At 57.2% G+C, this 26,282-nt stretch carries 27 protein-coding genes and 2 pseudogenes; 10 read left to right on the top strand and 19 right to left on the bottom strand.

Features of this window, described 5'->3' with window-relative positions; translation table 11 throughout:
• Positions 1–3 precede the first annotated feature (3 nt).
• From AC0L6A_RS14375 to AC0L6A_RS14395, 5 genes and pseudogenes are all read right to left on the bottom strand, one after another.
• Complete coding sequence (locus tag AC0L6A_RS14375; RefSeq protein ID WP_473290993.1) at positions 4–477, bottom strand: DUF2269 family protein; 474 nt, start codon at positions 475–477, stop codon at positions 4–6.
• The gene (locus tag AC0L6A_RS14380; RefSeq protein WP_473290994.1) at positions 477–1,772 is read right to left on the bottom strand and encodes an SDR family oxidoreductase; all 1,296 of its coding nucleotides are present in this window, start codon (positions 1,770–1,772) and stop codon (positions 477–479) included. The genes AC0L6A_RS14375 and AC0L6A_RS14380 overlap by 1 nt, the downstream gene beginning before the upstream one ends.
• Positions 1,769–2,783 (bottom strand): annotated as a pseudogene (locus tag AC0L6A_RS14385) (YcjF family protein). Before AC0L6A_RS14385 ends, AC0L6A_RS14380 begins: the two are co-directional and overlap by 4 nt.
• Positions 2,768–3,202, bottom strand: coding sequence for a GNAT family N-acetyltransferase (locus tag AC0L6A_RS14390; protein ID WP_473290995.1), 435 nt, complete (start codon positions 3,200–3,202; stop codon positions 2,768–2,770). The pseudogene AC0L6A_RS14385 and the gene AC0L6A_RS14390 overlap by 16 nt, the downstream one beginning before the upstream one ends.
• Positions 3,199–4,614 (bottom strand): YcjX family GTP-binding protein, encoded by a 1,416-nt coding sequence (locus AC0L6A_RS14395; protein ID WP_473290997.1) that lies wholly within the window; start codon positions 4,612–4,614, stop codon positions 3,199–3,201. The genes AC0L6A_RS14390 and AC0L6A_RS14395 overlap by 4 nt, the downstream gene beginning before the upstream one ends.
• Positions 4,615–4,746: 132 nt before the next feature.
• Between AC0L6A_RS14395 and truA the strand changes: the two genes are divergently transcribed.
• The 3 genes from truA to parE all read left to right on the top strand — a co-directional run bounded on the left by truA (position 4,747) and on the right by parE (position 8,614).
• A complete protein-coding gene (gene truA, locus AC0L6A_RS14400; RefSeq protein ID WP_473290998.1) occupies positions 4,747–5,517 on the top strand; it encodes a tRNA pseudouridine(38-40) synthase TruA in 771 nt (256 codons plus the stop codon).
• Between the two features lie 115 nt (positions 5,518–5,632).
• On the top strand, positions 5,633–6,526 hold the full coding sequence (locus AC0L6A_RS14405) for a DUF533 domain-containing protein (protein WP_473290999.1): 894 nt from the start codon (positions 5,633–5,635) through the stop codon (positions 6,524–6,526).
• A gap of 132 nt (positions 6,527–6,658) precedes the next feature.
• Positions 6,659–8,614 (top strand): DNA topoisomerase IV subunit B, encoded by a 1,956-nt coding sequence (parE, locus tag AC0L6A_RS14410; protein ID WP_473291000.1) that lies wholly within the window; start codon positions 6,659–6,661, stop codon positions 8,612–8,614.
• 18 nt (positions 8,615–8,632) lie between these two features.
• Here parE and AC0L6A_RS14415 read toward each other — a convergent pair whose 3' ends face one another.
• The 6 genes from AC0L6A_RS14415 to AC0L6A_RS14440 all read right to left on the bottom strand — a co-directional run bounded on the left by AC0L6A_RS14415 (position 8,633) and on the right by AC0L6A_RS14440 (position 12,800).
• Entirely contained in the window at positions 8,633–9,262 is a 630-nt protein-coding gene (locus tag AC0L6A_RS14415) for a hypothetical protein (protein ID WP_473291002.1), read from the bottom strand.
• Positions 9,263–9,265: 3 nt separating this feature from the next.
• Entirely contained in the window at positions 9,266–9,490 is a 225-nt protein-coding gene (locus tag AC0L6A_RS14420) for a DUF2188 domain-containing protein (protein WP_473291003.1), read from the bottom strand.
• Between the two features lie 129 nt (positions 9,491–9,619).
• Positions 9,620–10,030 carry a c-type cytochrome gene (locus tag AC0L6A_RS14425; RefSeq protein WP_473291004.1) on the bottom strand — a complete coding sequence of 137 codons (411 nt, stop codon included), beginning with the start codon at positions 10,028–10,030 and terminating at the stop codon, positions 9,620–9,622.
• A 78-nt stretch (positions 10,031–10,108) separates the two neighbouring features.
• Positions 10,109–10,750, bottom strand: coding sequence for a DUF3047 domain-containing protein (locus AC0L6A_RS14430; RefSeq protein WP_473291006.1), 642 nt, complete (start codon positions 10,748–10,750; stop codon positions 10,109–10,111).
• Between the two features lie 93 nt (positions 10,751–10,843).
• Positions 10,844–11,521 (bottom strand): ABC transporter ATP-binding protein, encoded by a 678-nt coding sequence (locus tag AC0L6A_RS14435; protein ID WP_473291007.1) that lies wholly within the window; start codon positions 11,519–11,521, stop codon positions 10,844–10,846.
• Positions 11,514–12,800 (bottom strand): lipoprotein-releasing ABC transporter permease subunit, encoded by a 1,287-nt coding sequence (locus AC0L6A_RS14440; RefSeq protein ID WP_473291009.1) that lies wholly within the window; start codon positions 12,798–12,800, stop codon positions 11,514–11,516. Before AC0L6A_RS14440 ends, AC0L6A_RS14435 begins: the two co-directional genes overlap by 8 nt.
• 315 nt (positions 12,801–13,115) lie before the next feature.
• Here AC0L6A_RS14440 and AC0L6A_RS14445 point away from each other — a divergent pair, with 315 nt between their 5' ends.
• From AC0L6A_RS14445 to AC0L6A_RS14460, 4 genes and pseudogenes are all read left to right on the top strand, one after another.
• Positions 13,116–13,619 carry a YbjN domain-containing protein gene (locus tag AC0L6A_RS14445; RefSeq protein ID WP_246928941.1) on the top strand — a complete coding sequence of 168 codons (504 nt, stop codon included), beginning with the start codon at positions 13,116–13,118 and terminating at the stop codon, positions 13,617–13,619.
• Between the two features lie 114 nt (positions 13,620–13,733).
• A pseudogene (gene proC, locus AC0L6A_RS14450) lies at positions 13,734–14,545 on the top strand (pyrroline-5-carboxylate reductase).
• Positions 14,538–14,882 (top strand): tRNA-binding protein, encoded by a 345-nt coding sequence (locus tag AC0L6A_RS14455; protein ID WP_473291010.1) that lies wholly within the window; start codon positions 14,538–14,540, stop codon positions 14,880–14,882. The pseudogene proC and the gene AC0L6A_RS14455 overlap by 8 nt, the downstream one beginning before the upstream one ends.
• Positions 14,882–15,832, top strand: coding sequence for a 2-hydroxyacid dehydrogenase (locus tag AC0L6A_RS14460; RefSeq protein WP_473291011.1), 951 nt, complete (start codon positions 14,882–14,884; stop codon positions 15,830–15,832). Before AC0L6A_RS14455 ends, AC0L6A_RS14460 begins: the two co-directional genes overlap by 1 nt.
• A gap of 16 nt (positions 15,833–15,848) precedes the next feature.
• Here the strand turns inward: AC0L6A_RS14460 and AC0L6A_RS14465 are convergent, their stop codons facing one another.
• Positions 15,849–16,427 carry a thymidine kinase gene (locus AC0L6A_RS14465; protein ID WP_473291013.1) on the bottom strand — a complete coding sequence of 193 codons (579 nt, stop codon included), beginning with the start codon at positions 16,425–16,427 and terminating at the stop codon, positions 15,849–15,851.
• Positions 16,428–16,821: 394 nt separating this feature from the next.
• On the opposite strand from AC0L6A_RS14465, the gene AC0L6A_RS14470 reads away from it, so the two are divergent.
• On the top strand, positions 16,822–17,295 hold the full coding sequence (locus tag AC0L6A_RS14470) for a hypothetical protein (protein WP_473291014.1): 474 nt from the start codon (positions 16,822–16,824) through the stop codon (positions 17,293–17,295).
• Here the strand turns inward: AC0L6A_RS14470 and AC0L6A_RS14475 are convergent, their stop codons facing one another.
• Together AC0L6A_RS14475 and AC0L6A_RS14480 are read right to left on the bottom strand one after the other, a co-directional pair.
• Positions 17,296–17,649 (bottom strand): diacylglycerol kinase, encoded by a 354-nt coding sequence (locus AC0L6A_RS14475; protein WP_473291015.1) that lies wholly within the window; start codon positions 17,647–17,649, stop codon positions 17,296–17,298. It lies immediately after the preceding gene.
• Positions 17,643–18,014, bottom strand: coding sequence for a YigZ family protein (locus AC0L6A_RS14480; RefSeq protein ID WP_473291017.1), 372 nt, complete (start codon positions 18,012–18,014; stop codon positions 17,643–17,645). The genes AC0L6A_RS14475 and AC0L6A_RS14480 overlap by 7 nt, the downstream gene beginning before the upstream one ends.
• A gap of 69 nt (positions 18,015–18,083) precedes the next feature.
• Here AC0L6A_RS14480 and AC0L6A_RS14485 point away from each other — a divergent pair, with 69 nt between their 5' ends.
• Positions 18,084–18,323 carry a hypothetical protein gene (locus AC0L6A_RS14485; RefSeq protein WP_246928115.1) on the top strand — a complete coding sequence of 80 codons (240 nt, stop codon included), beginning with the start codon at positions 18,084–18,086 and terminating at the stop codon, positions 18,321–18,323.
• Here the strand turns inward: AC0L6A_RS14485 and glpK are convergent.
• Entirely contained in the window at positions 18,313–19,776 is a 1,464-nt protein-coding gene (gene glpK, locus AC0L6A_RS14490) for a glycerol kinase GlpK (RefSeq protein ID WP_473291018.1), read from the bottom strand. The two genes, AC0L6A_RS14485 and glpK, sit on opposite strands and share 11 nt — an antisense overlap.
• Positions 19,777–19,894: 118 nt before the next feature.
• Between glpK and AC0L6A_RS14495 the strand changes: the two genes are divergently transcribed.
• Entirely contained in the window at positions 19,895–21,301 is a 1,407-nt protein-coding gene (locus tag AC0L6A_RS14495) for an FAD-binding oxidoreductase (protein WP_473291019.1), read from the top strand.
• A 202-nt stretch (positions 21,302–21,503) separates the two neighbouring features.
• Here AC0L6A_RS14495 and AC0L6A_RS14500 read toward each other — a convergent pair whose 3' ends face one another.
• The 4 genes from AC0L6A_RS14500 to AC0L6A_RS14515 form a co-directional block, all read right to left on the bottom strand.
• Positions 21,504–22,892, bottom strand: a complete 1,389-nt coding sequence (locus tag AC0L6A_RS14500; RefSeq protein WP_473291021.1) for a phosphohexomutase domain-containing protein — start codon at positions 22,890–22,892, stop codon at positions 21,504–21,506.
• A 218-nt stretch (positions 22,893–23,110) separates the two neighbouring features.
• The gene (locus AC0L6A_RS14505) at positions 23,111–24,322 is read right to left on the bottom strand and encodes an ABC transporter permease (RefSeq protein ID WP_473291022.1); all 1,212 of its coding nucleotides are present in this window, start codon (positions 24,320–24,322) and stop codon (positions 23,111–23,113) included.
• Between the two features lies 1 nt (position 24,323).
• Positions 24,324–25,028 (bottom strand): ABC transporter ATP-binding protein, encoded by a 705-nt coding sequence (locus AC0L6A_RS14510; protein WP_473291023.1) that lies wholly within the window; start codon positions 25,026–25,028, stop codon positions 24,324–24,326.
• A complete protein-coding gene (locus tag AC0L6A_RS14515) occupies positions 25,021–26,136 on the bottom strand; it encodes an efflux RND transporter periplasmic adaptor subunit (RefSeq protein ID WP_473291025.1) in 1,116 nt (371 codons plus the stop codon). Before AC0L6A_RS14515 ends, AC0L6A_RS14510 begins: the two co-directional genes overlap by 8 nt.
• Between the last annotated feature and the right edge of the window lie 146 nt (positions 26,137–26,282).

Here is a 26,282-nt window from a genome sequence, read left to right on the forward strand (position 1 = left end):
GGCCTACCAGAACGTAGGCCGCGACAGCATTACCCAGAAGATCGCGATCATTGCTGCAAATGCGGGCCAGCCAAAAGCGAACCAAATACGGAAAAGTCGGTGGTAGTCGTCAGACAAACCCTCACCTGCATCCGCAGCCCGCTGCGCCAAATCTCGCAAGCGCATTTGAATCCAGACAACAGGCAACCAGAACGCGCCGACAAACAGATAAAGACCGATACCGACGAGTATCCAGCTTTCCCACAGACTCCACCCCAACGACCAAGCAAGGAGCACCCCTGTAATTGGCTGCGCAATGGCCGCGGTTGCCGTAAACACGGTATCGGCCAACACCACGATGCCAGCGACATGAGCGATCAATTTAGGATCACAAGACCGCTGTGAGGCTACCATGAAAAACGCGATGCCAGCACCCGTACCCATCAACACAACAGCGCCCAAAACATGCGCTAAACGAAGAAGCAGTGTCCAATCCATCACCGATCCTCCAATAACGGAAACATCAGTGCGATGGCCAAAATGATGGGTAGTATTTTCACCAAGGGTCCAAGTGGGTCCAGCCAAAGCACGGGCGTAACAATGCTGGCTGACACAAGATAGACCAGACAGGTCATCAACATCCCCACCAAAGCTTTCTTAACCCATGGGCGATAAAGAACCGCAACACCAAGCGCTAAATCGACGACAGCCCAGAACACCACAGAGCTGTTTGCGGCCCAACCCGGCCAACCGACGCGTACCAACACTTCGGACGCAGCTTCTAGCGATACCAAGCCCATCAGCCCTGAAAGTAGCCAAAACAACGATAAAATTCCAATCCCCGCAGGCACGAACCACGACATCCGGGCCTTCAGCCGATGCTCAGCTCCGTTCGGAAAACTAGATAGAGTTTCGTGCAAACTCGGAACATTTCCAGCCAGTTCGCGATAGGGTTGCGGATCACCTTGTACGCCATCACGCAAAACTTCGATGGCTGTTGTCCGCAAGGGCGACCGCCATCCCAACCAGCCTAGGATATCAGCGGTTTTAGCTATACCCCGCATAACCCAAACTGGTACCGGGATCTGAAATCTTGCGCTCGGAAATCCCAACCATTTTCGATGGGCGGCGACCACATCCGATAGAGTATTTGACTTATGCTCGACCAAATCCAGAACAACCCGATCTGGTAACTCTCCGGCCAGAGCGCGCTCAACCGCAACTGCCACCTCCCTAACAGACACTGTTTGAATGGGTGTATCTGCAAGAGCGATTGGCTGCGCCAACGGAAAGGCCGCAAGCTGTCTAATCAGCGCGGTACCGCCATAAGATTGCTGTGACAGAACCAATCCGGGACGCAAGATCACAACCTGCGCACCACTTGCCAAAAGGGCAGCATCACCTTGTGCCTTAGTGCGAAAAAACTCTGTTGAAGCTTGGTTGGAAACCCCGGCGGCAGATATCTGAACCAGCATGGTTCCATGTTTTGCAGCCGACATACCCAATGCGGAAATGGCATCAATATGCACAGCTTGCAGGTCGTCGCGTGCACCATCCTGAAGCGCGCCTGCGCAGTTCACAACGATATCGAAGTCTTGCAACACTTGGTCCCATGCCGACACGCCCACCATGTCCGCCAGATCACGTATCAACCAATCAACATTCGGCAGTGCACGTTTCGCTGATTTGGCATTTCGGCAATGCCCGACGACGTGATAGCCACTCCGCAACAGATGCGTCATGACCTCGGAACCGATCAAGCCGTAGCCGCCCAGCACAAGAACACGTTTCATTTCCCAAACAGCCCCGTCAATGCGCGCTTTACGATCCCAGTGACGCCGGGGCGTTTGCCTTTTCCGAACGGTAATGGACGGCAGACTTCAAGCGCTGCAACGCCGACGCGCGCGGTCAATGCTCCGTTGACCACACCCTCGCCAAACCGGCGAGATAGCTTAGACAGCATACCCCCGCCTGCGAGCGACCCGATCATATCATCCCCAACAGCGACCGCGCCTGTGGCAACCAGATGTGTCATCACAGCACGGGTCAAACGCCAGCTTCCCAACGTGCCGGACCGGCCGCCGTAGAGTCTCGGCCACGCGGCGGATCATACGGATGTTCGCGGTCAGTGCTGTGGCCACGTCGGCAAGGGCCAATGGCACAATTGCCGTGACAGTGGCCACCTGACGCGCAGCGGCTTCAACCTCTTTCATGGCGGCTTGATCAAGCGGGGCCATCAGTTCGGTTTCTGCCAAAGTAAACAGGGTGTCTGCGTCGAACACCTCGCCCTCGCGTTCATGGAAGCGATCCAATCCCCAACGCATGTCGTCCCGCCCTTGATAGAGCCGTTTGAGACGGGTCATGACATCTCGTGCCTCGTCCAAATCATTATGCGTTCGGGCTTGTTCGGCGGCGTGATGCAGCGCATCAACGCGGCGCATGCGGGCAAATGCGATCCATTCACGAAGCGCGATGATCAACAGAACCAAAAGGAACGCGCCGGTCAAAGCCAGCGCTGCATAGCCCAAATATGGATTGCGCGTAATTAGCCCGGTTACGAAATCATACGCCATGACCGACAACACGAAACCCAGAATGGACAGCAGAAGCGACCAAAACCAGCGCATCAGCCGCGATGGTCTTCGCCCGGCAACAGCCAACACACCCTGCATCGCTGCCCCGGTTGGTTCTGGCGCGTTCACCTCGGGCACCGGGGGAACGTCAGCGGGTGAGGCCACTGGTGCCTCGTCAAGCTCGATCAATACCGGGCCGGGTTTGCGGTTTTCTGTCACGCGCGCCTCCATTCATAGCAAATGTCAGGCAGACCTTCGTCATTGCCAGACCCATCGGTGCGATAGGCTTCGTAAAACCCTTCGCGCGTATAAAAACGTTGTGCGCCGTCGTTTTGTTGGAAAGTGAAAAGCGACAAGGTGTCTCGCGCCGCCTTGGCGTGGTCCAGAAGCATCTTTCCAACCCCTGCTCTGCGCGCGTGTGGCGCTACATACAGCGCATGAATTTTACGGTTCTCACGCGACAGGAAGCCAAGAACCTGTCCTTCGGTGCGCGCCACAGATGTCCACCCCCGGTCGACCAGCATTTGCGCGAACCCCTTTTCAGAGGCCCGCGAATGTACACGCGGCAGCCACGGCGTTGCCGCGTTCCAGCCAGACAGAATGTTGGCAATGGCTGGAATGTCGCTGGTTGAGGCGCGAGCGATCATCATAGCCTGTCCCCCAACAAAAATTCCGCGGCCTTATCCAACCGGATATGCGGCGGACCTTCACCGGGTTTCAGCGAAACCTCGGCCGGGGCGAACCGCATAATCTGATAATCCGCATCAAGCCATTTGGACTGACCACTGCGCGCAGGTTTCAGAAGCTGGGCAGGATCATCAGGCAGTTCCCCGGGATAGAACGCGGCGGTCTTGCCAACTTCCAACAGGCGACCACGCACACAATCAAGGTCTTGACCATCATGGGTCAGGCGATCCTCGGTCGTGGTGCGCAGCGCAGCCAAAGACATGGCTGCCGTTTTAGCCCCCGCGAAATCCGCTCGATCACGGGCGTCACGCAGCAATGCTTCGGTGATCCCCGTCAATCGCGCATGTTGCGAGTGATGCAGGTGATCGGCTTTGGTCGCGGCAAACAAGATACGTTCGACCCGACGCCCCAACATAAGCGAGGATAGAAATCCGTTGGTACCGGGGCGAAAGGCGGTCAGGATCTCAGCCATAGCGCGGCGCAGATCTTCCAGCGCTTCGGGGCCGGAATGGATCGCACCAAGCACGTCGACCAGAACCAATTGGCGGTCGATCCGCGAAAAATGATCGCGAAAGAACGGCTTCACCACGCGGGATTTATAGGCTTCGAACCGGCGCTCCATCTCACGCCACAAGCTGCGGCGGGGCGTGGTGTCCGGTTTCGGCAACGGGGCGAAGGTCAGCGCGGGGCTGCCTTCAAGATCACCGGGCAGAAGGAAGCGACCGGGCGTGCAATCGCTGTATCCGTCTTCGCGGGCCGTTTTCAGATAGTCCGCAAACGCGCCCGCAAGCCGCTTGGCCTGCATCTCGTCCAGTTTCTCGGTCGCATCGACAGCGCGTGCCATGCCAAGGAAATCTTGCGCTTGTTCGCGTGTGTCGATCCGGGTCAGAACCTGCGCGGCCCAATCGGAATAACTTAGATCCAGCAAAGCTAAATCCAAAAGCCATTCACCGGGATAATCCACGATGTCCAGATGTACCGTGCGCGCGCCACGCAACCCGCCCAAAAGGCCGGAAGGCTGGACGCGGAAGGACAGGCGCAGCTCGGATATCGCGCGCGTGCTGTCAGGCCAATGTGGCGACGGGCCTGTCATGGCAGACAGGTGTGCCTCGTAGTCAAAGCGCGGGACTGTGTCGTCGGGCTGGGGCTGTAGGAATGCGGTTTCGATCCGCCCTTCAGATGCTGCAACCAGACCCGGCATGCGCCCACGATTCATCAAGTTGGCAACAAGCGACGTAATAAACACCGTCTTGCCCGCGCGTGACAGGCCCGTGACGCCCAGCCGGATCACGGGTTCAAACAACGCCTCACTTGTGGCGTCGCCGATCGCTTCGATCTGGCGGGTAATACTGTCTGCAATGTCGCCAAGCCCCACAGGCGTCTCCCTCTCTGCTCTACTTATAGATATGGTCCCGCGCGTGATTTCGCCAGAGGGGAGGTTGCATCCATTTCTCCCCATCCCGCAACAGGTCTTGCTGAGCCTTCGCCCGCGCGTTATGCGAACCATATGCCCAGATTTGCGTTCAAAATCGAATATCACGGTGCAGGATTTGCCGGATGGCAGCGCCAGAAAGAGCATCCTACAATTCAGGGTGCGATTGAGGCTGCGCTGGAAAAGCTTGAACCCGGCCCGCATACACTGGCCGCAGCTGGCCGCACAGATGCGGGGGTGCATGGGCTGGCGCAGGTCGCACATGTTGACCTGACGCGGGACTGGACACCCTTTCGTCTGTCCGAAGCGTTGAATTATCATCTGCGCAATCACCGCATCGCCATTAACGAGTGCGTCGTGGCTGGGGATGATTTCCACGCCCGTTTCTCTGCGCGCGAGAGGCGGTATTTGTTCCGGCTCATCTCGCGTCGTGCGCCACTGACCCACGAACGCGGGTTGGCATGGCATGTGAAGCGCAAGCTGGACGCAGGCGCGATGCAGGCGGGGGCGGATCGGCTAATAGGGCGGCACGACTTCACCACTTTCCGGTCCACCATTTGTCAGGCGGAAAGCCCTGTGAAAACGCTGGATGAGCTGCGCGTGGAAGAGGTGCCTTTGCCCACGGGCACTGAGTATCGCTTCTATGTGCGGGCGCGATCTTTCCTGCACAATCAGGTGCGCAGTTTCATTGGCACATTGGAACAGGTGGGCGCTGGATCATGGTCACCCGATGATGTGACCCGCGCGCTTGAAGCTTGCGACCGTACCGCCTGCGGTCCGGTCAGCCCGCCCCAAGGGCTTTATCTGGCAGGCGTAACCTATCCAGATGATCCTTTCGAAACATAGAAATCGCATGAACCTCTTTTCCGCCGATGAGGCGGTTGCAGGGCTTTTCCCCTATCCTTAGACAGGATCGCCCTTATTCTGTTGGTGATTTTAGATCGACTTGGGAGGAGTTTTCATGAGTCTCGTTAGTACATTAGCCAAAGTAGCCATCGGCGTTGCGGTCGCAAAAGGTGTTTCCAGCATGACAAAGGGTGGGTCGACCCCACGACAAACCACCAATGCCGGAAGCGGCAGCATTTTCGGGGATGAGCATTCGCCAGGCGGCGGGCTTAGCGACATATTGGGCGGCCTAACACAGGGTCAAACCCAATCGGCCCAGCAATCCGGTGGCGGTCTTTCAGACCTTCTGGGCGGCCTTATGAAGCAGGGTGGATCAGGATCACAACGCGGTGGTGGTCTTGGCGATCTTCTGGGCGGTGGTCAGTCGACCGGACAGGGTGGCGGACTAAGCGACATGCTGGGCCAAGTTCTGGGTGGTGGCAGCCAACAAGCATCTAACAACGGAGCGCAAGGCGGACTTGGCGGATTGTTGGAAGCGCTGGCTGGCGGTGCAGCAGGTGCTGCTGCGTCGAAACCCGGCGCTGGTTCGTTGGGCGATATGCTGAACGACGCCCTGCAAGGTGGTGGCAACATGCGCCAAACGCCTTCACAGGCTGAAGAAGATAAGGCAGCTGTGTTGCTGCGCGCGATCATCCAAGCCGCAAAAAGCGACGGCCGCATTGATGCGCAGGAACAAAAAGCCCTGAAAGAGCATCTGGGCGATGTATCTCGTGAAGAAGCGGATTTCGTGAATTCCGAATTCAAACGTGCGGTTGACGTGCAAGGGCTTGCAAGTGACACCCCACGCGGGATGGAGGCACAGGTCTACGCCATGTCACTGGTCGGCCTGGACCTCGACAGCAAAGCCGAGGCGCAATACCTGCATGATCTGGGTCAGGCACTGGGCATTGATGCCCGCACGTCCAATTCGATCCACGAACAAATGGGCGAACCAGTCCTTTACACCTAAGCCCAACTGAAACGACGAAGAAAGGCATCGGGACCACCGGTGCCTTTTTTGCTGGAACGTGCCACCACATATTGCCCCTGCCCGCGCCGGGTGATCTAATACGCCCCAACCAACATAAGAAAGTTCGAGCATATGGCAGACGACCTCCTTTCCGGGAATGACGATAGCTATGACGCCTCATCCATTGAGGTGCTTGAAGGGCTGGAGCCTGTGCGCCAGCGCCCTGGCATGTATATCGGCGGTACGGACGAGCGTGCGTTGCACCATATGGTGGCTGAAATCCTTGATAACTCGATGGACGAAGCCGTCGCCGGGTTTGCCAACCGGATCGAAGTTACGCTGAACGAAGACTATTCAGTCACGGTCACCGATAACGGGCGCGGCATTCCGATCGACCCGCACCCGAAATTCCCCGACAAATCCGCGCTTGAGGTGATTCTGTGCACGCTTCACGCAGGCGGAAAATTCTCGGGCAAAGCCTATCAGACCTCGGGCGGTCTGCATGGTGTTGGCTCGTCCGTGGTAAACGCGCTGTCTGACAGCTTGGTCGTCAAGGTTGCCAAAAACAAAGAGCTGTTCGAACAACGCTTTTCGCGCGGTATTCCACAAGGGCCGGTCGAAAAAATCGGCGCGGCCCCCAATCGGCGCGGGACCGAGGTTACGTTCCACGCGGATGAAGAGATTTTCGGCAAGCACCGTTTCAAACCAAAGCGGCTGTTCACAATGGTGCGGTCGAAAGCCTATCTGTATTCGGGTGTGGAAATCCGTTGGAAATCCGCCATCGACGACGGCGAAACCCCGACCGAAGCCACCTTCCACTTCCCCGGCGGCTTGGCGGACTATCTGAAAGAAACACTGGGCAACGCGTCGATCTATGCCGACCAACCTTTCGCTGGAAAGGTCGAATTTCGCGAGCGGTTCAATGAACCCGGTTACGTCGAATGGGCGATCAACTGGACCCCGTCGCGCGATGGTTACATCCAGTCCTATTGTAACACCGTGCCCACACCCGAAGGCGGCACACACGTCACTGGGTTCTGGGCCGCGATCCTGAAGGGCATCAAGGCGTATGGCGAATTGGTGGGCAATAAGAAAGCCGCCAACATTACCCGCGACGACTTGCTGACGGGTGGCTGCGCGCTGGTGTCGTGCTTCATTGCCGACCCTGCCTTTGTGGGCCAAACCAAAGACCGCCTGTCGACCGAAGTCGCGGCCAAAATGGTCGAGCAATCCGTGCGCGACCACTTTGACAACTGGCTGGCGGCAGATACGAAATCCGCCGGTGCGATCCTTGATTTCCTTGTCCTGCGCGCCGAAGAACGTCTGCGCCGTCGTCAGGAAAAAGAGACGCAGCGCAAGACCGCCACCAAAAAACTGCGCCTGCCCGGCAAGCTGGTCGATTGCTCGGCCACCAACCGCGAGGGCACAGAGCTGTTTATTGTCGAGGGTGACTCGGCTGGTGGATCGGCCAAGATGGCGCGCAACCGTAAGACACAGGCGCTGTTGCCTCTGCGCGGTAAAATCCTGAACGTGCTGGGGGCCGCTGGATCGAAAATCGGAACGAACGCCGAGATCAGCGACCTGACCCAAGCGCTGGGCGTGGGGCATGGCACGCGGTTCAACGTCGATGACCTGCGCTATGACAAGATCATCATCATGACCGACGCGGATGTCGACGGGGCGCATATCGCGGCGCTTCTGATGACGTTCTTCTTCACCCAAATGCGCCCGATGATCGACACCGGGCACCTGTATCTGGCCTGCCCACCGCTGTTTCGCCTGACCCAAGGCGCCAAACGCGTCTACTGCATCGACGAGGCCGAGCGCGACGCGTGGCTGGAAAAAGGTCTGGGCGGCAAAGGCAAAATCGACGTCAGCCGCTTTAAGGGTCTGGGCGAGATGGACGCGAAAGACCTGAAAGAAACCACGATGGACCCGGCGTCCCGCACCCTGATCCGCGTGACAATTGACGAGGATGAACCCGGCGAAACCGCCGCCTTGGTCGAGCAGCTGATGGGCAAAAAACCCGAACTTCGTTTCCAATATATTCAGGAGAACGCGAAGTTCGTGGAGGAGTTGGATGTTTGAGTTAGACACCAGAGGTGCTTAGAACTCATCCGGCTTTCCTAGCTCGATCCATAGTTTCATCTCTTCCAGCCGTTCCTGTGTCGGCAAAGAATTAGCTTCTTTCTCTGTATGTCCCTCGGAAATCTTCTTTTCAGTCATCCAACCCAGAAAAGTTACGTAGTCTCCATTCAAAGCGGACGCCCCTGGGAGTATGCTACCCGCCTCCACTTTCAGAAAATTTCTCAATTTCTGCATTACAAGTTGAAAATCACCTTTGTGGAATACAAAGTCCACTCCATTCAAATCTGAAAGGCAGCTCTTTGTTTCAAAAGGATCCTTCTCGAAAATTATGAACTTTTTATCATTGGTTAGTTCATCCGGAGCACGCCGTCGCCCCATATCTAGCCCTAATTCAAATGGCATGTTCATACGGAATAGCTCACCTTTCTTTCGAGCTTTCGCGAGACTCAGATCATGAACCGAGTATTTGCAGCAGGCAATCAGCCCAAGAATCTTTTCGAGTCGACTCTCACCCGCTTCAAGACTTTCCGAAGCAAGGCGAGGTATCAATTTTGCACTTACAACGCAAAAAAGCATGGCCTCTAGCAGAGGGGCAAATTCATCATCAAATGGACAGTTAATAAAAACTGATCGTGAATAATCGGGCAACTATTACCCCTTTGGTGGATAGGGATCTTTTCCAAACGTACTTCGTTCTCGAATGCGGCCGTCTCGGCCGTGAATATAAAGTTCAGAACCTTGACGTTTCGCGCGAGCGCGCGCGACTTCTTCCGCCTGAGCCTGAGTCCTATATGTTCCAGATACACGGGAAGCTCCGGATTTTCTCACGCTCCACTTCCCATTGTTGGGAACTACATGTTGCCCTTTGGCGGCCATAAGCCTATCTCCGAATTACTCAACCATAGCGTAGCTCAATTGTTGGCGGTAATCAATTGGGAGTATCGTAAGTTCTCTCTTCAATTACGTCACTGACGGGCGTCAACAAGTGTATCGATAGGGGGAAACCTACCCCTGCACAGACTCCAAATACTCCGCCAACCTAATCAGCGCAGCAGGTGTCGGCGTTTGCACGCCTTTTTCGTCCACCCAGACCTCCATCTCGCTTTCCAGCAGCGCGCCGAATTCCGGCATGGGGGCGCGTTGGGTGCCTTTGGCGTATCCGTCGATGGTCGACATGACGTGGCGGGTTGGGAAGCTGCCGCCGTGTTTGGCGGTCAATGTGGTCAGGTCCGGCGCGCTGGGATAGACGCCACCTTTGGCGTCATCGCCGTGGCAGGACGCGCAGTTCTCGGCAAAGATCTCGGCCCCCGTCAGGTCCGAGACGTCTTCCATCTCGGGCTGGGTTTGGGTGCGAAAGATATCCTCGGGCTGGCAGGCAGCCAAGGTGATCAGCAAAAGGGGAAGCGCGCGGTACATGTGATTTCCCTGTGAACCTTGTCTAAGGGATTGGTTTGGCGCGATTCTATCACGCCCACGCCCACACGCAACCCCGCGTTACTTCAAACTGAAATTGCTGACTTGTCCCTGCATGACCACATCCGTGTCATCGCTGTCGGCGGACAAGGCCAGCGCGACCAACGCGTCAGGCTCGGTCCCGAAGGCGCGGCGGTAATCTGCGGCAAGGTCCACGCTTTCCGAAAAGCTGCCCGTGCCAGACCCGCGCAGCACGATGGTTTTGCCGCGATTGCCCAGATAGGGTGATCCCAGAACCGCGCCGCGTTGGTGTTCGCCGCCCCAGACATAGACCAGCACGCGACCTTCCGGGTTTTTCAGAAGTTTGCGCAGGTTGCGGCTGCCGTTCAGGCGTTCAGCCTCGGCTTTCGGAAGGAACGCGAAGTACAGCGCAAGGTTGCGGTCATCCCCGCCCTTTTGGCGCAAGTCCGTTGCGGGGACCGAGTTGTCCACCGTCCAGCGCCAGCTGGCTTTGCGCGCGTCCCAGCGTTCCGGGCCAAGGCGATCATAGGTAATGGATACGGCCCCATCCGCCGTCACCCCCATCGCACTGCCAGCCGCCGAAAACGTGACTTTCGAGAAGATGGCGAACCAATGCGTGCGCCATGAGTTGAAGTTCACGGGGCCTGCAGCAGCCATGCTGGCGGACAGGATCAAGGCCAGGATCGGGGTAAGAACGCGCATCGGTTTCTCCGCTGTACAAAATACAGGGCCAGAATGCCGATTGATGCGCGCCACGCAATCGGGTCTCACGCAATTGTCAGGGGTTGCGAGCGGTCAGAGGATTTCGCCGCCATCGAGGCGTAGGGTGCGGTCCATGCGTGCGGCGAGCTCAAGGTTATGCGTGGCGATCAGGGCGGACAGGCCGGTGTCGCGCACAAGCTCCATCAGTGCTGAAAAGACAGTTTCCGCAGTGTCGGGGTCAAGGTTCCCGGTCGGTTCATCCGCCAACAGAAGCGCCGGACGGTTGGCCAAAGCTCGACAGAAGGCAACGCGCTGTTGCTCGCCACCTGACAGTTCTGCCGGGCGGTGACTGGCGCGGGTATCGACACCCACGCGGGCCATCAGCTCCATCGCGTGATCGCGCGCGGCGCGGTCGCTAATCCCGTTCGCCAGCTGAGGCAGCACGATGTTTTCCAGCGCCGTGAATTCGGGAAGCAGGTGGTGGAACTGATAGACGAACCCGACCTCGTTGCGGCGGGTGGCCGTGCGGCGGCGGTCAGACAAAGCGCCCATAGTTTGGCCGTTGATCGAGACCTCGCCCGCATCGGCGGCATCCAAAAGCCCAGCAATGTGCAGAAGCGTGGACTTGCCCGATCCGGACGGCGCGACCAGTGCCACGACCTCGCCTTTGGCAATCGACAGGTTCGCGCCACGCAGCACGCGGATTTCGCCGGGTGTGTCTTCGTTGTAGGTCTTGGTGATCCCCGACAGGGACAGAACTGTGTCACTCATAGCGCAACGCCTCGACCGGGTTCATGCGCGCCGCTTTGCGGGCGGGGAACAGGGTCACAACAAAGGAAAGGGTCAGTGACAGGGCCACCGCTGAAGCGACGTCTGCGAATTCAAGCTTCGCGGGCAGGTGGTAGATGCCGCGGATTGAAGGGTCCCAGACCCCACCCCCGGCGATGTAGTTCACCAAGGCGAACACGCTGTCGATGTTCAGTGCAAACAGGCATCCAAGGATGACACCTGCGATTGTGCCAACGATCCCGGTTAATGAGCCACACAGGAAAAACACCCGCAGGATCGAACCTTCGGTCAGGCCCATCGTGCGCAGGATGCCAATATCGCGCCCCTTATTCTTCACCAGCATGATCAGGCCCGAGGTGATGTTCATCGAGGCGATCAGAACCAGCACGGACAGGATGATGAACATCACGTTGTCCTCCATATCCAGTGCTCGCAAAAACGCCCCGGATCGGTCGCGCCAAGTCCAGACACCGCTGGGGTCTTCGACGGCTTCCATTATCGGCATCAACAGCTTGTCGATTTCTTCGGGGTCATCCACCATCACCTCGATCTCGTCGGCCAGTCCTTCACGGTTGAAGAAGCTTTGCGCCTCGGCAATCGGCAGATAGACACGCGTGCGGTCGATGTCCCACCGGCCTGCGGTAAAGATGTAGGTGACTTCGTAGGCATTCACGCGCGGGCTGGTACCAAAGGCGGTTTTAACGCCGTTGGGTGAGATGATCTTGATCTTGTCGCCGACACCGACATTTAACTCCGCCGCGACACCGGACCCGATGGCAACCCCGCGCTCAAAGCTGGATAGATCGCCCGCAAAGCTTTCAGGTCGCGCAACACGTGGGATGGTCAGGATATCGTCATATGAGATGCCGAAGACCTCGACGCCCGCGTTGTTCTGGCCGCGGTTCGCCATCACTTGCCCTTTGACCAAGGGGGCTGCGCGGATCACGCCGGGCACGGTCAGAATGCGGTCTGCCCAATCCTCGTAATCGGTTATAGTGCGATCCAAATCCCCATTCGCAGTGACACGGCTTTGGGCAAACACTTCCACATGCGCATTCGACCCCAAAATAGTATCGACGAATTCATCCCGAAACCCGGTGCGCACAGCCAGAGTGATGATCAGCGCGGCCACAGCCAGCGTGATGCCAATCAGGCTGATCCACGTCATCGTGCTGACGCCACCTTCGGCACGGCGGGCACGCAGATACCGCCACGCTATCTGCCATTCGAAACGGGAAAACGGGGCTGTACGTTTGGGCAACTGAGGCTCCTGACGGGATAAGAATTTGCGCCAAACTGGTGTGTCTCAGCGGCAAGGTCAAGCACTTGGCCCGAAGGTGGCTTTAAACTGCCACCTACACGCCCTCACGCTAAGTTGTGGAGAAGTCGAAGTTTTCTGTGGACAACTCGATGAACAGGCAAAGTTTCACTTTACAGCCTGCAATGGGGGTGACACCATATCTAGTAAGGCAAGGCGCAACGAACGCCGAACCTAGTACAGGCATCAAGCATTTGTGGCCAATAAGGGTCGCTGTCACGAACCCGTCGCGAATGCTGAAACCAAGGGGGGCATATCATGGCCGCAACCGAGCAGTACATCGAAAGCGAAGACCTTCACCCGATCGACATCGTGGAAACCATCGCGGAACACCACGCGTGGGAATTCGACCGCGTTGCTGAAGACCAGATCGCAATGGCGGTCGAAGGACAATGGCGCACCTATTCAATCACATTGGCTTGGTCGCCATATGATGAAACCCTGCGCCTGATTTGCACATTCGAAATGGAACCGCCGGAAGAAAGCCTTCCCCGCCTCTATGACGCCCTGAACCGTATCAATGACCAGTGCTGGACCGGAGCGTTCACCTATTGGGACGAACAGCGCCTGATGGTCTGGCGTTATGGCCTTGCTTTGACAGGTGGACAGTTCGCAGGTCCGGAACAGATTGATCGATTGATCGCGTCAGCTGTATCTGCAAGCGAGCGTTTCTATCCAGCGTTTCAATTGGTCGCATGGACTGACAGAAGCATCGAAGACTCACTTCAGGTCGCGATTGCCGAGGCCTACGGGCGCGCCTAAACCGTCACGAACGGTTCACCCCAATCTAGCCTCCTATATTGAATCGGGTTGCGCCGCGCATAATCCGCATTACTCTCGCGTGGATTGGATAAGGTTTCAAAGGCGTAGCGGATTATGGACAAGTTGAAATCGCGTGGTTTGGTGCTGCTGGGCTGTGGCAAGATGGGATCTGCCATGCTGGAAGGTTGGCTGGCGGAAGGGCTTCCAGCTTCATCTGTTTGGGTAAATGATCCCTACCCTTCGGACTGGCTGAAATCACTGGACGGGCTGAACCTGAACTCCACGCTGCCGGATGATCCCGCCATCGTTCTTATCGCCGTGAAACCGCAGATGATGACAGATGCCCTGCCTTCGCTAAAGGCGTTCGGGAACGGCACTACCTTGTTCCTATCCGTGGCTGCTGGAACCCCGATTTCCACCTATGAAAACCTGCTGGGCGGAGAAACCCCGATCATCCGCGCGATGCCCAACACCCCTGCTGCGATTGGGCGTGGGATCACGGCAATCTGCGGCAATACCAATTCTTCGGACGCGGATATGGATCTGGCCGAGACCTTGCTATCTGCCGTTGGTCACGTTGTCCGGTTGGAGGGCGAACACCAGATGGATGCAGTCACTGCCGTTTCCGGCTCTGGTCCCGCCTATGTGTTCCACCTGATCGAAACGCTGGCTGCTGCGGGCGTCGCGCAAGGTCTGCCACCTGAATTGTCCATGCAGCTTGCCAAAGCCACTGTGGGCGGTGCGGGCGCATTGGCCGAGGAAGCTGACGAGAGCCCCGATCAGCTGCGGGTAAACGTGACCAGCCCGGGTGGCACAACCGCCGCCGCGCTGGCTGTTTTAATGGATGAAGCCAATGGCTTCCCCCCCTTCTGTCCCGTGCCGTAAAAGCCGCCGCCGACCGATCCAAGGAGCTTGCCAATGGCTGAGATTACCTTCGACGACTTCATGAAAGTCGATATCCGCAAAGGAACGGTGACGCGCGCCGAACCCTTCCCTGAGGCGCGCAAACCAGCAATCAAGCTTTGGGTCGATTTCGGCGGAGAACTGGGCGAGAAGAAAAGCTCGGCCCAGATTACCGCGCATTACGATCCCGAAACACTTGTCGGGAAAGAGGTGCTGGCGGTGGTCAACTTCCCTCCTCGTCAAATCGGCCCCGTGATGAGCGAGGTTCTGGTGCTTGGCCTACCGGATGCGGATGGTGAAATCGTGCTGCTGACGCCCGACAAATCCAAACCTGTGCCAGACGGCGCACGGATGTATTGATGAAGCTCTTCATCTCACGCCCCCTGCCCGCCCCAGTTTTGGAACGTGCGCATGCAGGGTTTGACGTCGCGGTGCGCAACGCAACGACCCCGATGACGCGGGACGAGATGATTGCGAGCTTGCAAGACTACGACATCGTGCTCCCCACGCTTGGGGATCTCTATTCTGCGGACATCTTTGCCGATGCGACTGCGATCCGCGCGCGCCTGCTGGCGAATTTCGGCGTGGGCTACAATCATATCGACGTCGATGCTGCGAAAGCCCAGGGCCTGAGGGTCACCAACACTCCGGGCGCTGTAACCGACGCCACCGCCGACACTGCAATGACCTTGATCCTGATGACTGCACGCCGTGCCGGAGAGGGCGAGCGCCTTTTGCGCTCTGGAAACTGGGAAGGCTGGCATCCTACTCAATTGCTGGGCCAGCATGTCTCGGGCAAAACCGTTGGTATCATAGGCATGGGCCGCATTGGCGAAGCCATCGCGAAACGCTGCCATTACGGGTTTGGCATGAACGTGGTGTTCTTCAACCGCTCACCCAAAACGCTAAGTGTCCCTGCAACGCAACTGGACAGTATCGAGGCCGTGGCAAAGGCCGCCGACATCCTTGTCGTTGCTGTGCCCGGTGGGGCCGACACCCACCACCTGATCAACTCGGCAACCTTCGACGCCATGCCACCCCATGCCATCCTGATCAACATCGCCCGCGGTGAGATCGTGGACGAAGCGGCATTGATCAATGCGCTGGATAAGGGACTGATCGCCGGGGCCGGGCTGGATGTGTACGAGTTCGAACCAAAGGTGCCCGATGCGCTTATCGCCCGCGAAAACGTCACGCTACTGCCCCACTTGGGCACGGCCACGTTAGAGGTGCGTACAGATATGGGTATGCTCGCATTGGACAATGTCGAGGCTTTTGCAAACGGCGAACCGTTGCCGTCCGAAGTCTAAAGTCCTGAAATAGCTCTCAGCCGCCCGTGGCTTCGCGCCAGTGGCGGCGGCACAGCGATACATAGGTCTCGTTTCCGCCGATTTGAACCTGATCCCCATCCGTCAGGACCCGACCTTGATCATCCTGCCGCACCACCATCGTGGCCTTTTTTCCGCAATGACAGATCGTGCGCACTTCGCGCATTTCATCCGCCAACGCCAACAGCGCGGCAGAGCCCGGAAACAGATTTCCCTGAAAATCAACACGTAACCCATAGCACATGATCGGCACGCCCAGATCATCCACAGCGCGGGCAAGTTGCCATACCTGATCGTGGCTCAAAAACTGTGCCTCATCGATGAATACGCAAGCGCAAGGGCCGTCGTTCAACCGGCGCTCCAGCTTGGCGAACAGATCTTCGTCCACCCCGAACGTATCGGCCTCGCACCCAATGCCGATACGACTGCCGATCTGCGCATCCCCTGCCCGATTGTCAAACTGCGCAGTGATCAAAAAGGTTTGCATGCCGCGCTCACGATAGTTGTGGCTGGCTTGCAAAAGCAGGGTCGATTTCCCTGCATTCATGGTCGAATAGTGAAAGTAGAGTTTAGCCATACCCATGAATTACGCGGACGCGCGGTCAGGTTCAACCACCGACATCAATCATTTCATTGGGGTCTGGGAAGGGGGGAAGAAAAGGAGAAAGCTGGCGCGAACACAACATTCGGTCAATGGGCTAGGCCCGGGGATGGAAATGACCGTTTAACTGACTAAACAACCACGTCCAACTTTCTCGTGCAGACACCTCTCCTGCACCCCGTGTGATTACAAACACGGGCGTTTCCAAACCGATGCACAATGCCTCGGGCACTCGTGAACAAATTCTTTCACTCGCAAACAGCAACAGATCACTCGTTACAATTCAAATAAGCCATTTCCTTACTGGCAAAATAATGGGAAAAGGGGTGTGGAATTCCCCTCACCACTGGGAATGCAAAGGAATTGGCATATGGCAGGCGTCGGAAGTTATCTTAAAAAGCACACAGAGGCTCTGGTGAAAGATGTTGGGCTGGAAGCAGCATGCGCTGCCACTGGCAAATCCAAAGCAACGCTTGGACGATATTATTCAGACAGCGAAGAGCATTCGGATCGCTTCATGCCGATCGACGCGGTTGCCGCTTTGGAAGAAGCCTCTCGATACCCCCATGTGACCGGCGCGCTTTCCGAACTTCGCGGCATTACACTTTCGTATGATGCCGAACGCAAAAATACACCCAAGGGTGACGGTGGGGTGAACAGCGACGTCATTGCGCTGTCGCAGCGTTTTGCGATGCTTATGGCCGAATATCAGCAGTCCATCGAAGATGGGATCATCACGATCAACGAAGCCAAGCGCCTTTTGCGTGAAACCTTGGCGCTTCAGCATGTTCTGATCGATATGAAACTGCATCTCGAAGAAGAGACCGACAACGGTCACACCTGATCACCCGAACAGGATCACACCCCACGCAACGCCAGCGGCAACCGCCGTCAGCGCGACAAATGTGCTGGCCGTATCCTTGGCCTCGCGGGCAAGATCGTGTTGTTCACGGGTGACCAGATCTACGGTGCGTTCAATCGACGTGTTGATCAACTCGGAGGCAACGACCAGAACGCTGAGCGCCATCAACAGCGCAGTCTCTCCGCGGGTTAGGTCCATCCACAGCGCCGCCGAGCACGAGATCACGCAGGCAACGGTCCATTGCCACAAGGACATTTCAGTGCGCCACGCAGCGCACCACCCGGCCCAGGACCAGATGCACCTCAACCAAAACCTATGCCATAGAGCCTTCAGCATGTATCCCCCTTCAACGTTGCATTCCCAAGATAGTGCTGCACCGCATCCTGCACACGTCGAAACCGATCGCCACCCAATTTAGTACCACCAAACCAACGCGTGACAACGATCACGTGGCCCTCTAGTTCTTCACGTTCCAACATCCGCAGAATAACCATGCCTGCGCCCGCTTCTCCGTCATCGCCTTTGACGCCACCAACGTCGGGCAGAACAGCCGCCCAAGTGTTGTGTGTTGCCTTTGCATAGCGCTTGTCGCGCATTAGCTCTTTTAGAAAGGCTTTTACATCCGCACGCGTTTGCACGGGGCCACCGGACACCGCGTATTTTGATCCCCTGTCGGTCAAGAACCCGATGAATTGCTGCATTACTGCGCTTACCTTCTTCATTCTGCCAAACACGCTGGCCTTTGTGGCTCTGCGCGCTAAACTGATCACATGTTTACCATAGAACACGAATTTGACGCGACCGTTGTTACCCTTGTGGACGAGGGACAGGAACACCTGAATGAAGACGTTACGATTAACGCCTTCGAAGATTGTGTGACCTTGGAACAATGGGACCCCCGCACAGATTTAATACACAGGATAACCCTTTCGCTTTCACAACTAAGCGACCTGACAGCGGCCCTGAATTTGCCCGAGGGGATCTATAAGTCGAAGGACCCTACCGACTGAGCGTGCGCGCAACGGCGTCTTTCCAGCCTGCATAGCGCGCGGTCCGCGTGTCCGCGTCCATCGTGGGCGTAAAACGGCGCTCAAGCGCCCAGGCCTCCGCAAAACCTGCTTGATCGGGGTAAACACCCGCTCTCATGCCCGCCAGCCATGCAGCGCCCAACGCTGTTGTTTCCAACACGGTGGGGCGATCGACTTGTGCGCCATTGATATCCGACAGGAATTGCATCGCCCAATCAGACGCTGCCATACCTCCATCCACGCGCAGAACGGCATCGCTGTCTGCGCCTATATCGGATTGCATTGCTTCAAGCAGGTCACGGGTCTGAAATCCCACCGCTTCCAAAGCAGCGCGCGCGAATTCTTTTGGACCGGAGCCGCGTGTCAAACCAAAGATGGCCCCGCGACATTCTGCATCCCAATAGGGCGCGCCCATTCCGGTGAATGCTGGGACAAGAATAACGTCCTGTGCCGGATCAGCTGCGTCAGCCAGCGTTGTGGTCTCGGCAGCGTTTTCGATAATTCCCAATCCATCACGAAGCCATTGAACCGCCGCGCCTGCGATGAAGATCGACCCCTCAAGCGCATAGGTCGGCTTGCCATCAAGCTGATAGGCAATTGTCGTCAGCAACCGGTTTTGCGAGGCTACTGGCGTGTCTCCGGTGTTGAGAAGCGCAAAACATCCGGTACCGTATGTTGACTTCAACATGCCCGGTTCGAAGCAAGCCTGACCAATGGTGGCCGCCTGCTGATCTCCGGCCACGCCCAAAATCGGCACGGAATCCCCGAAAAGGTCTGTCACCCCGAAGTCAGCCGCGCAGTCTTTCACCTCTGGCAGCATCGACATGGGGATATTCAGCAGATCACAGATGTCTTTGTCCCATTGCCCGGACTTGATGTCGTAAAGCATCGTGCGCGCGGCATTGGTTGCATCGGTCACATGGGACGCCCCGTCGGTGAGCCGCCAGATCAGGAACGTATCAACGGTGCCAAAGGCCAGCTCTCCGGCCTCTGCCCGCTCCTGCGCACCTTCAACATTTTCAAGGATCCACGCCAGTTTGGTAGCCGAGAAGTAGGGGTCCAACAAAAGACCAGTACGTTCGGTGATCAATGCCTCATGCCCTTGGGCTTTCAGCGCGGCACAACGTTCCGCAGTGCGTCGGTCTTGCCAGACAATCGCGTTGTGAATGGGTGCGCCCGACACGCGATCCCAAACCAGCGTCGTTTCGCGCTGGTTGGTGATGCCGATGGCAGTAACGTCCCTACCCTCAACCGCGGTGCGGCAGGTAGCGACCACACTGTCCCAGATTTCATCCGGATCATGCTCCACCCAGCCCGAGTTCGGAAAGTGCTGAGTGAACTCCTGCTGCGCGGTGTGCGCAGGGCGCATGTCCTTATCAAACAGAATGGCACGCGACGACGTGGTGCCCTGATCAATGGCGAGGATATGGGTCAATTCGGCCTCCCGTATGTTCTGGAAGATATCGCTAACATCCTGCCGACCTTATGTCACGCCCGATCACCTTGCCTTGCCAGCCCAGCGCCCTAGACTGCCCGCAAACAGGAGGGGTCAAATGAGCATTCTGGACGAAATGCGTGAAGCCATTGGCGGTACACATGTGCTGACGGGTGATGATACGGCCCCTTGGGCACGCGACTGGGTGGGCAAATACGAAAGCACCCCTTTGGCCGTGCTGCGCCCTGGATCAACGCATGAAGTCAGCCAGATCATGGCGCTGGCCCAGGACTATGCCGTGCCGGTTGTGCCGGTTTCGGGCAACACTGGATTGTCGGGCGGCGCGCAGGCACGCGACGGCAGTCTGCTTTTGTCGCTCGCCCGTATGAACCGCATCCGCGACATCAAATCTGATGCCCGCTTGGCCGTGGTGGACGGTGGCGTGGTGCTGGAGGCGCTTCATGACGCCTCCGCAGAGCACGGATTGCGGTTCCCGATGACCTTCGGCGCGAAGGGATCTTGTATGATTGCCGGCATGCTTGCGACCAATGCGGGCGGATCGAATGTGCTGAAATTCGGCAATATGCGCGCACTGTGTTTGGGGATCGAAGCCGTATTGCCGGGGGGCGAAATTCTCGACCTGATGAGCGAGCTGCACAAGGACAATTCCGGCTACGATCTGCGTGATTTGCTGATCGGGTCCGAAGGCACGTTGGCGGTGATCACCGGCGCAGTGTTGAAACTGGTGCCTGAGCCGGGCGCGCGCGCCACGGCCATGATCGCCGTGGATCGGCTGGACACAGCGCTGTCGGTGCTAAACCGTCTGCAAGAAGTGACCGGCGGCGGCGTTGAAGCGTTCGAATACATGCCGGGCAGCTATTTGGACGCGCTTGCCGTCAAACGCCCCGACCTGCGCCAACCTTTCGAAAACCGCCACCAGATCAACATCCTAGCCGAGATCGCCTCGAACGCGCCACGCGACGTTCAGCTGGATGCGGATGGCAGCCAACCCCTAACCACCTATCTGGAGGAGGTTCTGGTGGGCTTCATGGAAGAAGGCGCAGTTCTGGACGCTGTGATCGCCCAAAACGACGCCCAGCGCACTGAAATGTGGGAGCGTCGCGAAGCCGCCGCCGAGGTGGTGCTGGGGCGTCAACCGCTGGTGAACAACGACATCGCCTTACCGCTGGATAAGCTGGAAGTCTTTCTGGATCGGATGGCCGGTGAACTTGCCGTTCTGGACCCAAAGGCCGAAGCCTTAGAGGTCGCACACTTGGGCGACGGCAACATTCACTACGCCGTCTTTCCCAGTGATCCAACGCTCTGTGGTCCGATCATGGAACGAGTTGAAGATGTGGTGCGCGAGATGGGTGGCAGCTTCTCGGCCGAACACGGGATCGGGCTGTCTAAACTGCCGTCAATGCAGCGGCGCAAGGATCCTCTGGCGCTGGAGGTAATGCGGCAAATCAAACAGGCGCTGGACCCGAAGGCGATTATAAATCCAGGGAAGGTGTTGCCTGATTAGGGGTAGTGATTTTTGGTACAGCTGAGACGGAGGCACCAGATTGAGACAGTTTGGGCGTTCAAGCTGTTAGCATCGTAGCAAGGTCGAAACGCCTGTTTTCTGCATCATCAGATCAATTCGCCCTGCCCAGCTAATCCCGCATACTGGAAAGGGCACTAGAACTTCGTCAATGCGGATCACAAAGACGATGTGCCTTGTTCCTTCATCTCTCATCTATCAATTGCACAAACTCTGCGACGAGTGTCTCGATCGGCGGGCCGTCTTTGTTGGTTTCGATGTTTAGCCTCAACAAGGGTTCTGTTGAAGACATGCGCAGGTTCATCCGCCACGTGTCGAACGTCATGCTCAGGCCATCCAGCCAATCGATGTCTTTTGCGCGCGCTTCATACGTGGCTAAGACCTTTTCCATGCAGGCCTTTGCATGATCCGCCACAAAGTTACGTTCACCAGAAGACGGGAACGCTGCTTTCATGTCGGCGACCCGTTCTGCCAAGGTCTGCCCTGTGCGACCAAGATTCTCGATCAGTTTTAACCAGGGGATCATGCCGCTATCGCAGGACATAAAATCGCGGAAATAGTGGTGGGCGGACATCTCTCCGCCATAGATGGCGCCGCTATCACGCATGACCTGCTTCACAAACGCATGACCTGTTTTGGAAACCGCAGGCTTGCCTTCGTGCCGAATGATCTGATCGGTGGTGTTCCAAATAACACGCGGGTCGTGCACGATGGTTTCGCCCGGACCGTCCATCAGAAATGCCGCGGCAAGCAGACCCACAAGGTATTCCCCTTCGACAAACGCACCGGTGTGATCAAAGAAGAAACAACGGTCGAAATCTCCGTCCCACGCGATCCCAAGGTCGGCCTTTTCGCGGCGCACAGCCTCCGCCGTTTCTGCGCGGTTCTCGACCAGTAAGGGGTTAGGGATACCCTTGGGAAAGCGGGCGTCGGGCGTGTGGTTGATGCGGATCACATCCAAGTTCTGCGCAGCATCCCCCAGCGCGTCAATGATTGCGTCGAAAGCGGGGCCAGCCACCCCATTGCCTGCATTTACGACAAACTTCAATTGGCCCAGATGAGCCGTGTCGATAAGGTTTGTGACATGTGTGGCATAGGCAGGCCGGGGGTCGTGTTTGATTACCTTGCCGGGGTTGATGCTGTCGGTGCACGGATCTGGTCTTGCGGACGCAAGCTCAGCCAGCCTGTCAAATTCTTGCACAGTCAAAGGACGGCTGCCGGGTCCCACCAGCTTCATACCGTTGTAATCTATCGGGTTATGAGACGCGGTCACTTCGATCCCGCCGTCGGCATCGTAGTGATCAGTGGCAAAATAGACCTCTTCGGTACCGGCAAGACCGATGTCGATTACGTCGACCCCCATCGACACCACCCCATCGGCCAGCGCTTTGTGGAACTCTGGGCTTGTTGTTCGGCAATCATGACCCAGAACAACCCGCTTGAGCGCCATGACCTGTGCAAATGCCACCGCAATGTCGCGCGCCACAGAGGTATCAAGATCAACACCGATCTGCCCGCGAATGTCATAGGCTTTAAAGCAGGTCAGCCGTGGGGGATGCGAAGTCTTGCTCATGTCATATCCCTTTGTTCCGGCGAAGAAAACGCCCGTCTTCCACGGGTATTGCGCCCTTGCACCCGCACCCACAATAATCTTGTTATTGTAGGTGTTTCGATCATGATCGCACGGATAGTCAAAGTCCACAAAAGGTGAGGGTGAAGTTCAAATCCCCTGGCGTGATGTCTCATAAACCTTGGCCGGTTGGCCTTGCCTGAACTTCACTGGCGCGCTTGTCACTCGTGACGCAGGGCCTCGATCGGATCGAGCCGTGCAGCGCGCCGCGCTGGAAAGTAGCCAAATACAACACCTACCAGTGCTGAAAAGCCGAAAGCGAGCAGGATCACACTGAAGTCCGGCGTAAAGGGTATCGAGAGCCATTTCGCCCCGAGGATTGCAAGGCCAAGGCCCAGACCGATACCGATCAATCCACCGATCAGAGACAGTATTATGGCTTCCACAAGGAACTGCAGAAGTACTTGACGCGCCTGTGCGCCAATCGCAAGACGGATACCAATCTCGCGCGTGCGTTCTGTTACCGAGACCAGCATGATGTTCATAATCCCGATGCCGCCTACAAGAAGGCTGACAGCCGCAACCGCGGAAAGAAGGCCGGTCAAGATGCCGGTGATACCCGACAGCATCGTCGCGAACTGCTTCATATCGAGGACTTCGAAGTCATCCTCTTCCCCCCGACCAATGCGGCGCATATCACGCATTAGGATGGTGATCTCGTCCATCGTGTCCTCAATGGACGCACCATCGCGGACGGAGATGTAGAAGGCCAGAACGTCAGTATTGCCCGCTACACGCCGATGATAGGTCTTCAGCGGTAGGATTACGAAATCATCCTGATCGCTGCCAAACGTGGACGCCCCCTTCGACTTCAGAAGGCCAACGACTTCGCACGATAAGGTCTTAACGCGGACTGTCTCTCCGATCGGGTCCGAGTTGCCAAACAGGCTTTTGCGCACAGTTTCACCGATGATGCAGACTGTTCGCCCGGATCGGATTTCGCCGGTCTCAAAAAAGCGACCGCGGAGCAGTTCCCAACGAGCGGCCTCGAAGTAGCGGTTATCAGTTCCAACCACATCCGTGCGGCGGTTCTCGTTTCCAAAGATCACGCGGGCGCGGGTTTGACTGATCGGTGCAGAAATCGCCACATCAGAGATCTGGTCCTGCACCTCGTCGTTCATACGGAGCGAGAACATCTTTGCCGAGGTCCCACCGGGTCCGCCTTGCATGACGTCTTGTCCTGGCATCACCATGACAACGTTGGCTCCCAGCTTTTCGACATCCGCCGTGACCTGTGCGGTTGACCCTTGCCCTACGGTGACCATCGCGATCACGGCCGCCACACCGATAACGATGCCCAAGACCGTCAAAAGCGACCGCATCGTGTTTCGGAAAATGGCTTGAATTGCCAAGCGGACGGTTTCCCACAGCATCTCAGGCGGTCCTCGGTTTGCGGTCGTCGCGTTCGATGCGTCCGTCTACCATCCAGATCAGCCGTTCCGCATAGTCCGCCATGTCTTGTTCGTGTGTCACCATGACAATTGTCAGACCCTCGTCACGGTTCAGACGCTGCAACATCTCGATGATTTCGACGGATGTCTTGGTATCAAGGTTTCCCGTCGGCTCGTCTGCCAGAACAACTTGCGGATTGCCGACAAGCGCTCTGGCAATCGCAACCCGTTGCTGTTGGCCGCCGGACAGCTCGCTTGGATCGTGATGGGCACGTTCCTCAAGACCAACTTTGCGCAGCGCTTCAAGCGCCGCCACCTGACGGTCGGCGCGCGCAACGCCTTTGTAAATCAGAGGAAGTTCGACATTTGCCAAAGCACTTGTGCGCGGCAGAAGGTTGTAGCCCTGAAAAACAAAACCCAAATACTGCCGTCTAAGCAACGCGCGCTGGTCGCGCGTCAATGTCCCGACTTCAACTCCGCAGAACCTGTATTGGCCGCTTGTCGGGGAATCGAGACAACCGATAACATTCATTGCTGTCGATTTGCCGGACCCACTGGGCCCCATGATTGCGGTGAACTCTCCTGCATCGATGGTCAGGTCAACGTGATCCAGCGCCCGCACGGCAATGTCGCCTTCGCCGTAAACGCGGCTTATATCTTCAAGTTCGACGATAGCGGTCTCAGCCATCGATCTGATCCATGATCAACACGTCGCCTTCCACAAGGGACCCTGGCTGGATCGCAGTCATTCGTCCGTCGCTTTGGCCCACGTTGACGGCGATTTCATGCGGAACGCCGTCCTTCAAAATCCAAAGCGTCTTATTGTCGATTGTGGCGTCTCCACCCTGCCGGTCGGGGATGAGCATGCCAAGAAGTCCGCTGCGGTCTTCTTCATCGGGCGCGTCCATTTCCAGCGGGGGCGAGTAGCGAAGCGCCGCGTTGGGAACAACCAAGGCATCCATGATCTCGGCTACGACAATCTCGGCGGTGGCGGTCATTCCCGGGCGCAGCAACAGGTCCGAGTTATCGACGGTCAGGATGGTCTTATAGGTCACCACTCCGTCCACGATCTCGGGCGAGACTCGCACTTGCGTGATTTCGGCCAGGAATTGCATCTCATCATAGGCATCCACGGTGAAGGAGGCCTTTTTCCCGACCGCAACACTGCCGATGTCAGCTTCGTCTACATTCACCTGCAATTCCATCTGCGCCAAGTCTTGGGCGACAGTGAACAGGATCGGTGCGGACAAAGATGCAGCAACGATCTGTCCCGGGTCTACTGTGCGATCCAGCACCACACCATCAATGGGGGAACAGATACAAGCGCGATCAAGGTCGGTCTGGTGCAGATCAAGGTTCGCTTCGGCCAAGGCTCTGTCAGCCACCGCTGATTGAAGCTCTGCCTGCGCCCTTTTGAAGGCCGCTTGCTTCGTAGAAAACACCTGTTGAGAGGTCACGCCACGCGCTTCTAAATCAAGCGCGGCTTCGTATTTCTCGCGTGCATCGTCCAGTAACGCCTGTGCAACAGCGACGCGCGCGATGGCTGCGTCAAGCGACGCTTTGGCAATGAGCAACTGGGCTTCAAGTTTACGCGTGTCGAGCCGCGCCAGCACTGTCCCGACAGTAACCTTGTCGTTGAAGTCTACTTCGACCGATGCCAACGTGCCTGATAGTTCGCTGGAAATCTCAACTAGGTTCGTGGGTTCAATCGTGCCCGTTGCAGTGACTGTTACCACAAGGTCGCCGCGTCCGGCAGTGGCGGTTTCGTATTGAACCCGATCGGTCCCTCTCGGCATTAGGACTGCAAACCATATGACAGCTATGGCAATGATCGCAGCAAGAGAGAACAAGGTCCAAACCCGCCAACTCCTCCGCTGGCTCCCAAGTTGCAATGTCTGCGAGATATCTTCGCGAATTTCACTCATCGACTATCCTGCTAGTA

Source organism: Aliiroseovarius sp. D2-2 (genome assembly GCF_055809455.1).

Bases quoted from the DNA above. Each gene is read 5' to 3' on its own strand.
- AC0L6A_RS14380 (WP_473290994.1), bottom strand. From the start codon at position 1,772: ATGAAACGTGTTCTTGTGCTGGGCGGCTACGGCTTGATCGGTTCCGAG.
- AC0L6A_RS14465 (WP_473291013.1), bottom strand. From the start codon at position 16,427: ATGGCTAAACTCTACTTTCACTATTCGACCATGAATGCAGGGAAATCG.
- AC0L6A_RS14405 (WP_473290999.1), top strand. From the start codon at position 5,633: ATGAGTCTCGTTAGTACATTAGCCAAAGTAGCCATCGGCGTTGCGGTC.
- AC0L6A_RS14435 (WP_473291007.1), bottom strand. From the start codon at position 11,521: ATGAGTGACACAGTTCTGTCCCTGTCGGGGATCACCAAGACCTACAAC.
- AC0L6A_RS14430 (WP_473291006.1), bottom strand. From the start codon at position 10,750: ATGCGCGTTCTTACCCCGATCCTGGCCTTGATCCTGTCCGCCAGCATG.
- AC0L6A_RS14500 (WP_473291021.1), bottom strand. From the start codon at position 22,892: ATGAGCAAGACTTCGCATCCCCCACGGCTGACCTGCTTTAAAGCCTAT.
- AC0L6A_RS14420 (WP_473291003.1), bottom strand. From the start codon at position 9,490: ATGGCCGCCAAAGGGCAACATGTAGTTCCCAACAATGGGAAGTGGAGC.
- AC0L6A_RS14505 (WP_473291022.1), bottom strand. From the start codon at position 24,322: ATGCTGTGGGAAACCGTCCGCTTGGCAATTCAAGCCATTTTCCGAAAC.
- AC0L6A_RS14445 (WP_246928941.1), top strand. From the start codon at position 13,116: ATGGCCGCAACCGAGCAGTACATCGAAAGCGAAGACCTTCACCCGATC.
- AC0L6A_RS14425 (WP_473291004.1), bottom strand. From the start codon at position 10,030: ATGTACCGCGCGCTTCCCCTTTTGCTGATCACCTTGGCTGCCTGCCAG.
- truA (WP_473290998.1), top strand. From the start codon at position 4,747: ATGCCCAGATTTGCGTTCAAAATCGAATATCACGGTGCAGGATTTGCC.
- AC0L6A_RS14460 (WP_473291011.1), top strand. From the start codon at position 14,882: ATGAAGCTCTTCATCTCACGCCCCCTGCCCGCCCCAGTTTTGGAACGT.
- AC0L6A_RS14515 (WP_473291025.1), bottom strand. From the start codon at position 26,136: ATGCCGAGAGGGACCGATCGGGTTCAATACGAAACCGCCACTGCCGGA.
- AC0L6A_RS14390 (WP_473290995.1), bottom strand. From the start codon at position 3,202: ATGATGATCGCTCGCGCCTCAACCAGCGACATTCCAGCCATTGCCAAC.
- AC0L6A_RS14455 (WP_473291010.1), top strand. From the start codon at position 14,538: ATGGCTGAGATTACCTTCGACGACTTCATGAAAGTCGATATCCGCAAA.
- AC0L6A_RS14510 (WP_473291023.1), bottom strand. From the start codon at position 25,028: ATGGCTGAGACCGCTATCGTCGAACTTGAAGATATAAGCCGCGTTTAC.
- AC0L6A_RS14470 (WP_473291014.1), top strand. From the start codon at position 16,822: ATGGCAGGCGTCGGAAGTTATCTTAAAAAGCACACAGAGGCTCTGGTG.
- parE (WP_473291000.1), top strand. From the start codon at position 6,659: ATGGCAGACGACCTCCTTTCCGGGAATGACGATAGCTATGACGCCTCA.
- AC0L6A_RS14485 (WP_246928115.1), top strand. From the start codon at position 18,084: ATGTTTACCATAGAACACGAATTTGACGCGACCGTTGTTACCCTTGTG.
- AC0L6A_RS14495 (WP_473291019.1), top strand. From the start codon at position 19,895: ATGAGCATTCTGGACGAAATGCGTGAAGCCATTGGCGGTACACATGTG.
- AC0L6A_RS14375 (WP_473290993.1), bottom strand. From the start codon at position 477: ATGGATTGGACACTGCTTCTTCGTTTAGCGCATGTTTTGGGCGCTGTT.
- AC0L6A_RS14475 (WP_473291015.1), bottom strand. From the start codon at position 17,649: ATGCTGAAGGCTCTATGGCATAGGTTTTGGTTGAGGTGCATCTGGTCC.
- AC0L6A_RS14480 (WP_473291017.1), bottom strand. From the start codon at position 18,014: ATGCAGCAATTCATCGGGTTCTTGACCGACAGGGGATCAAAATACGCG.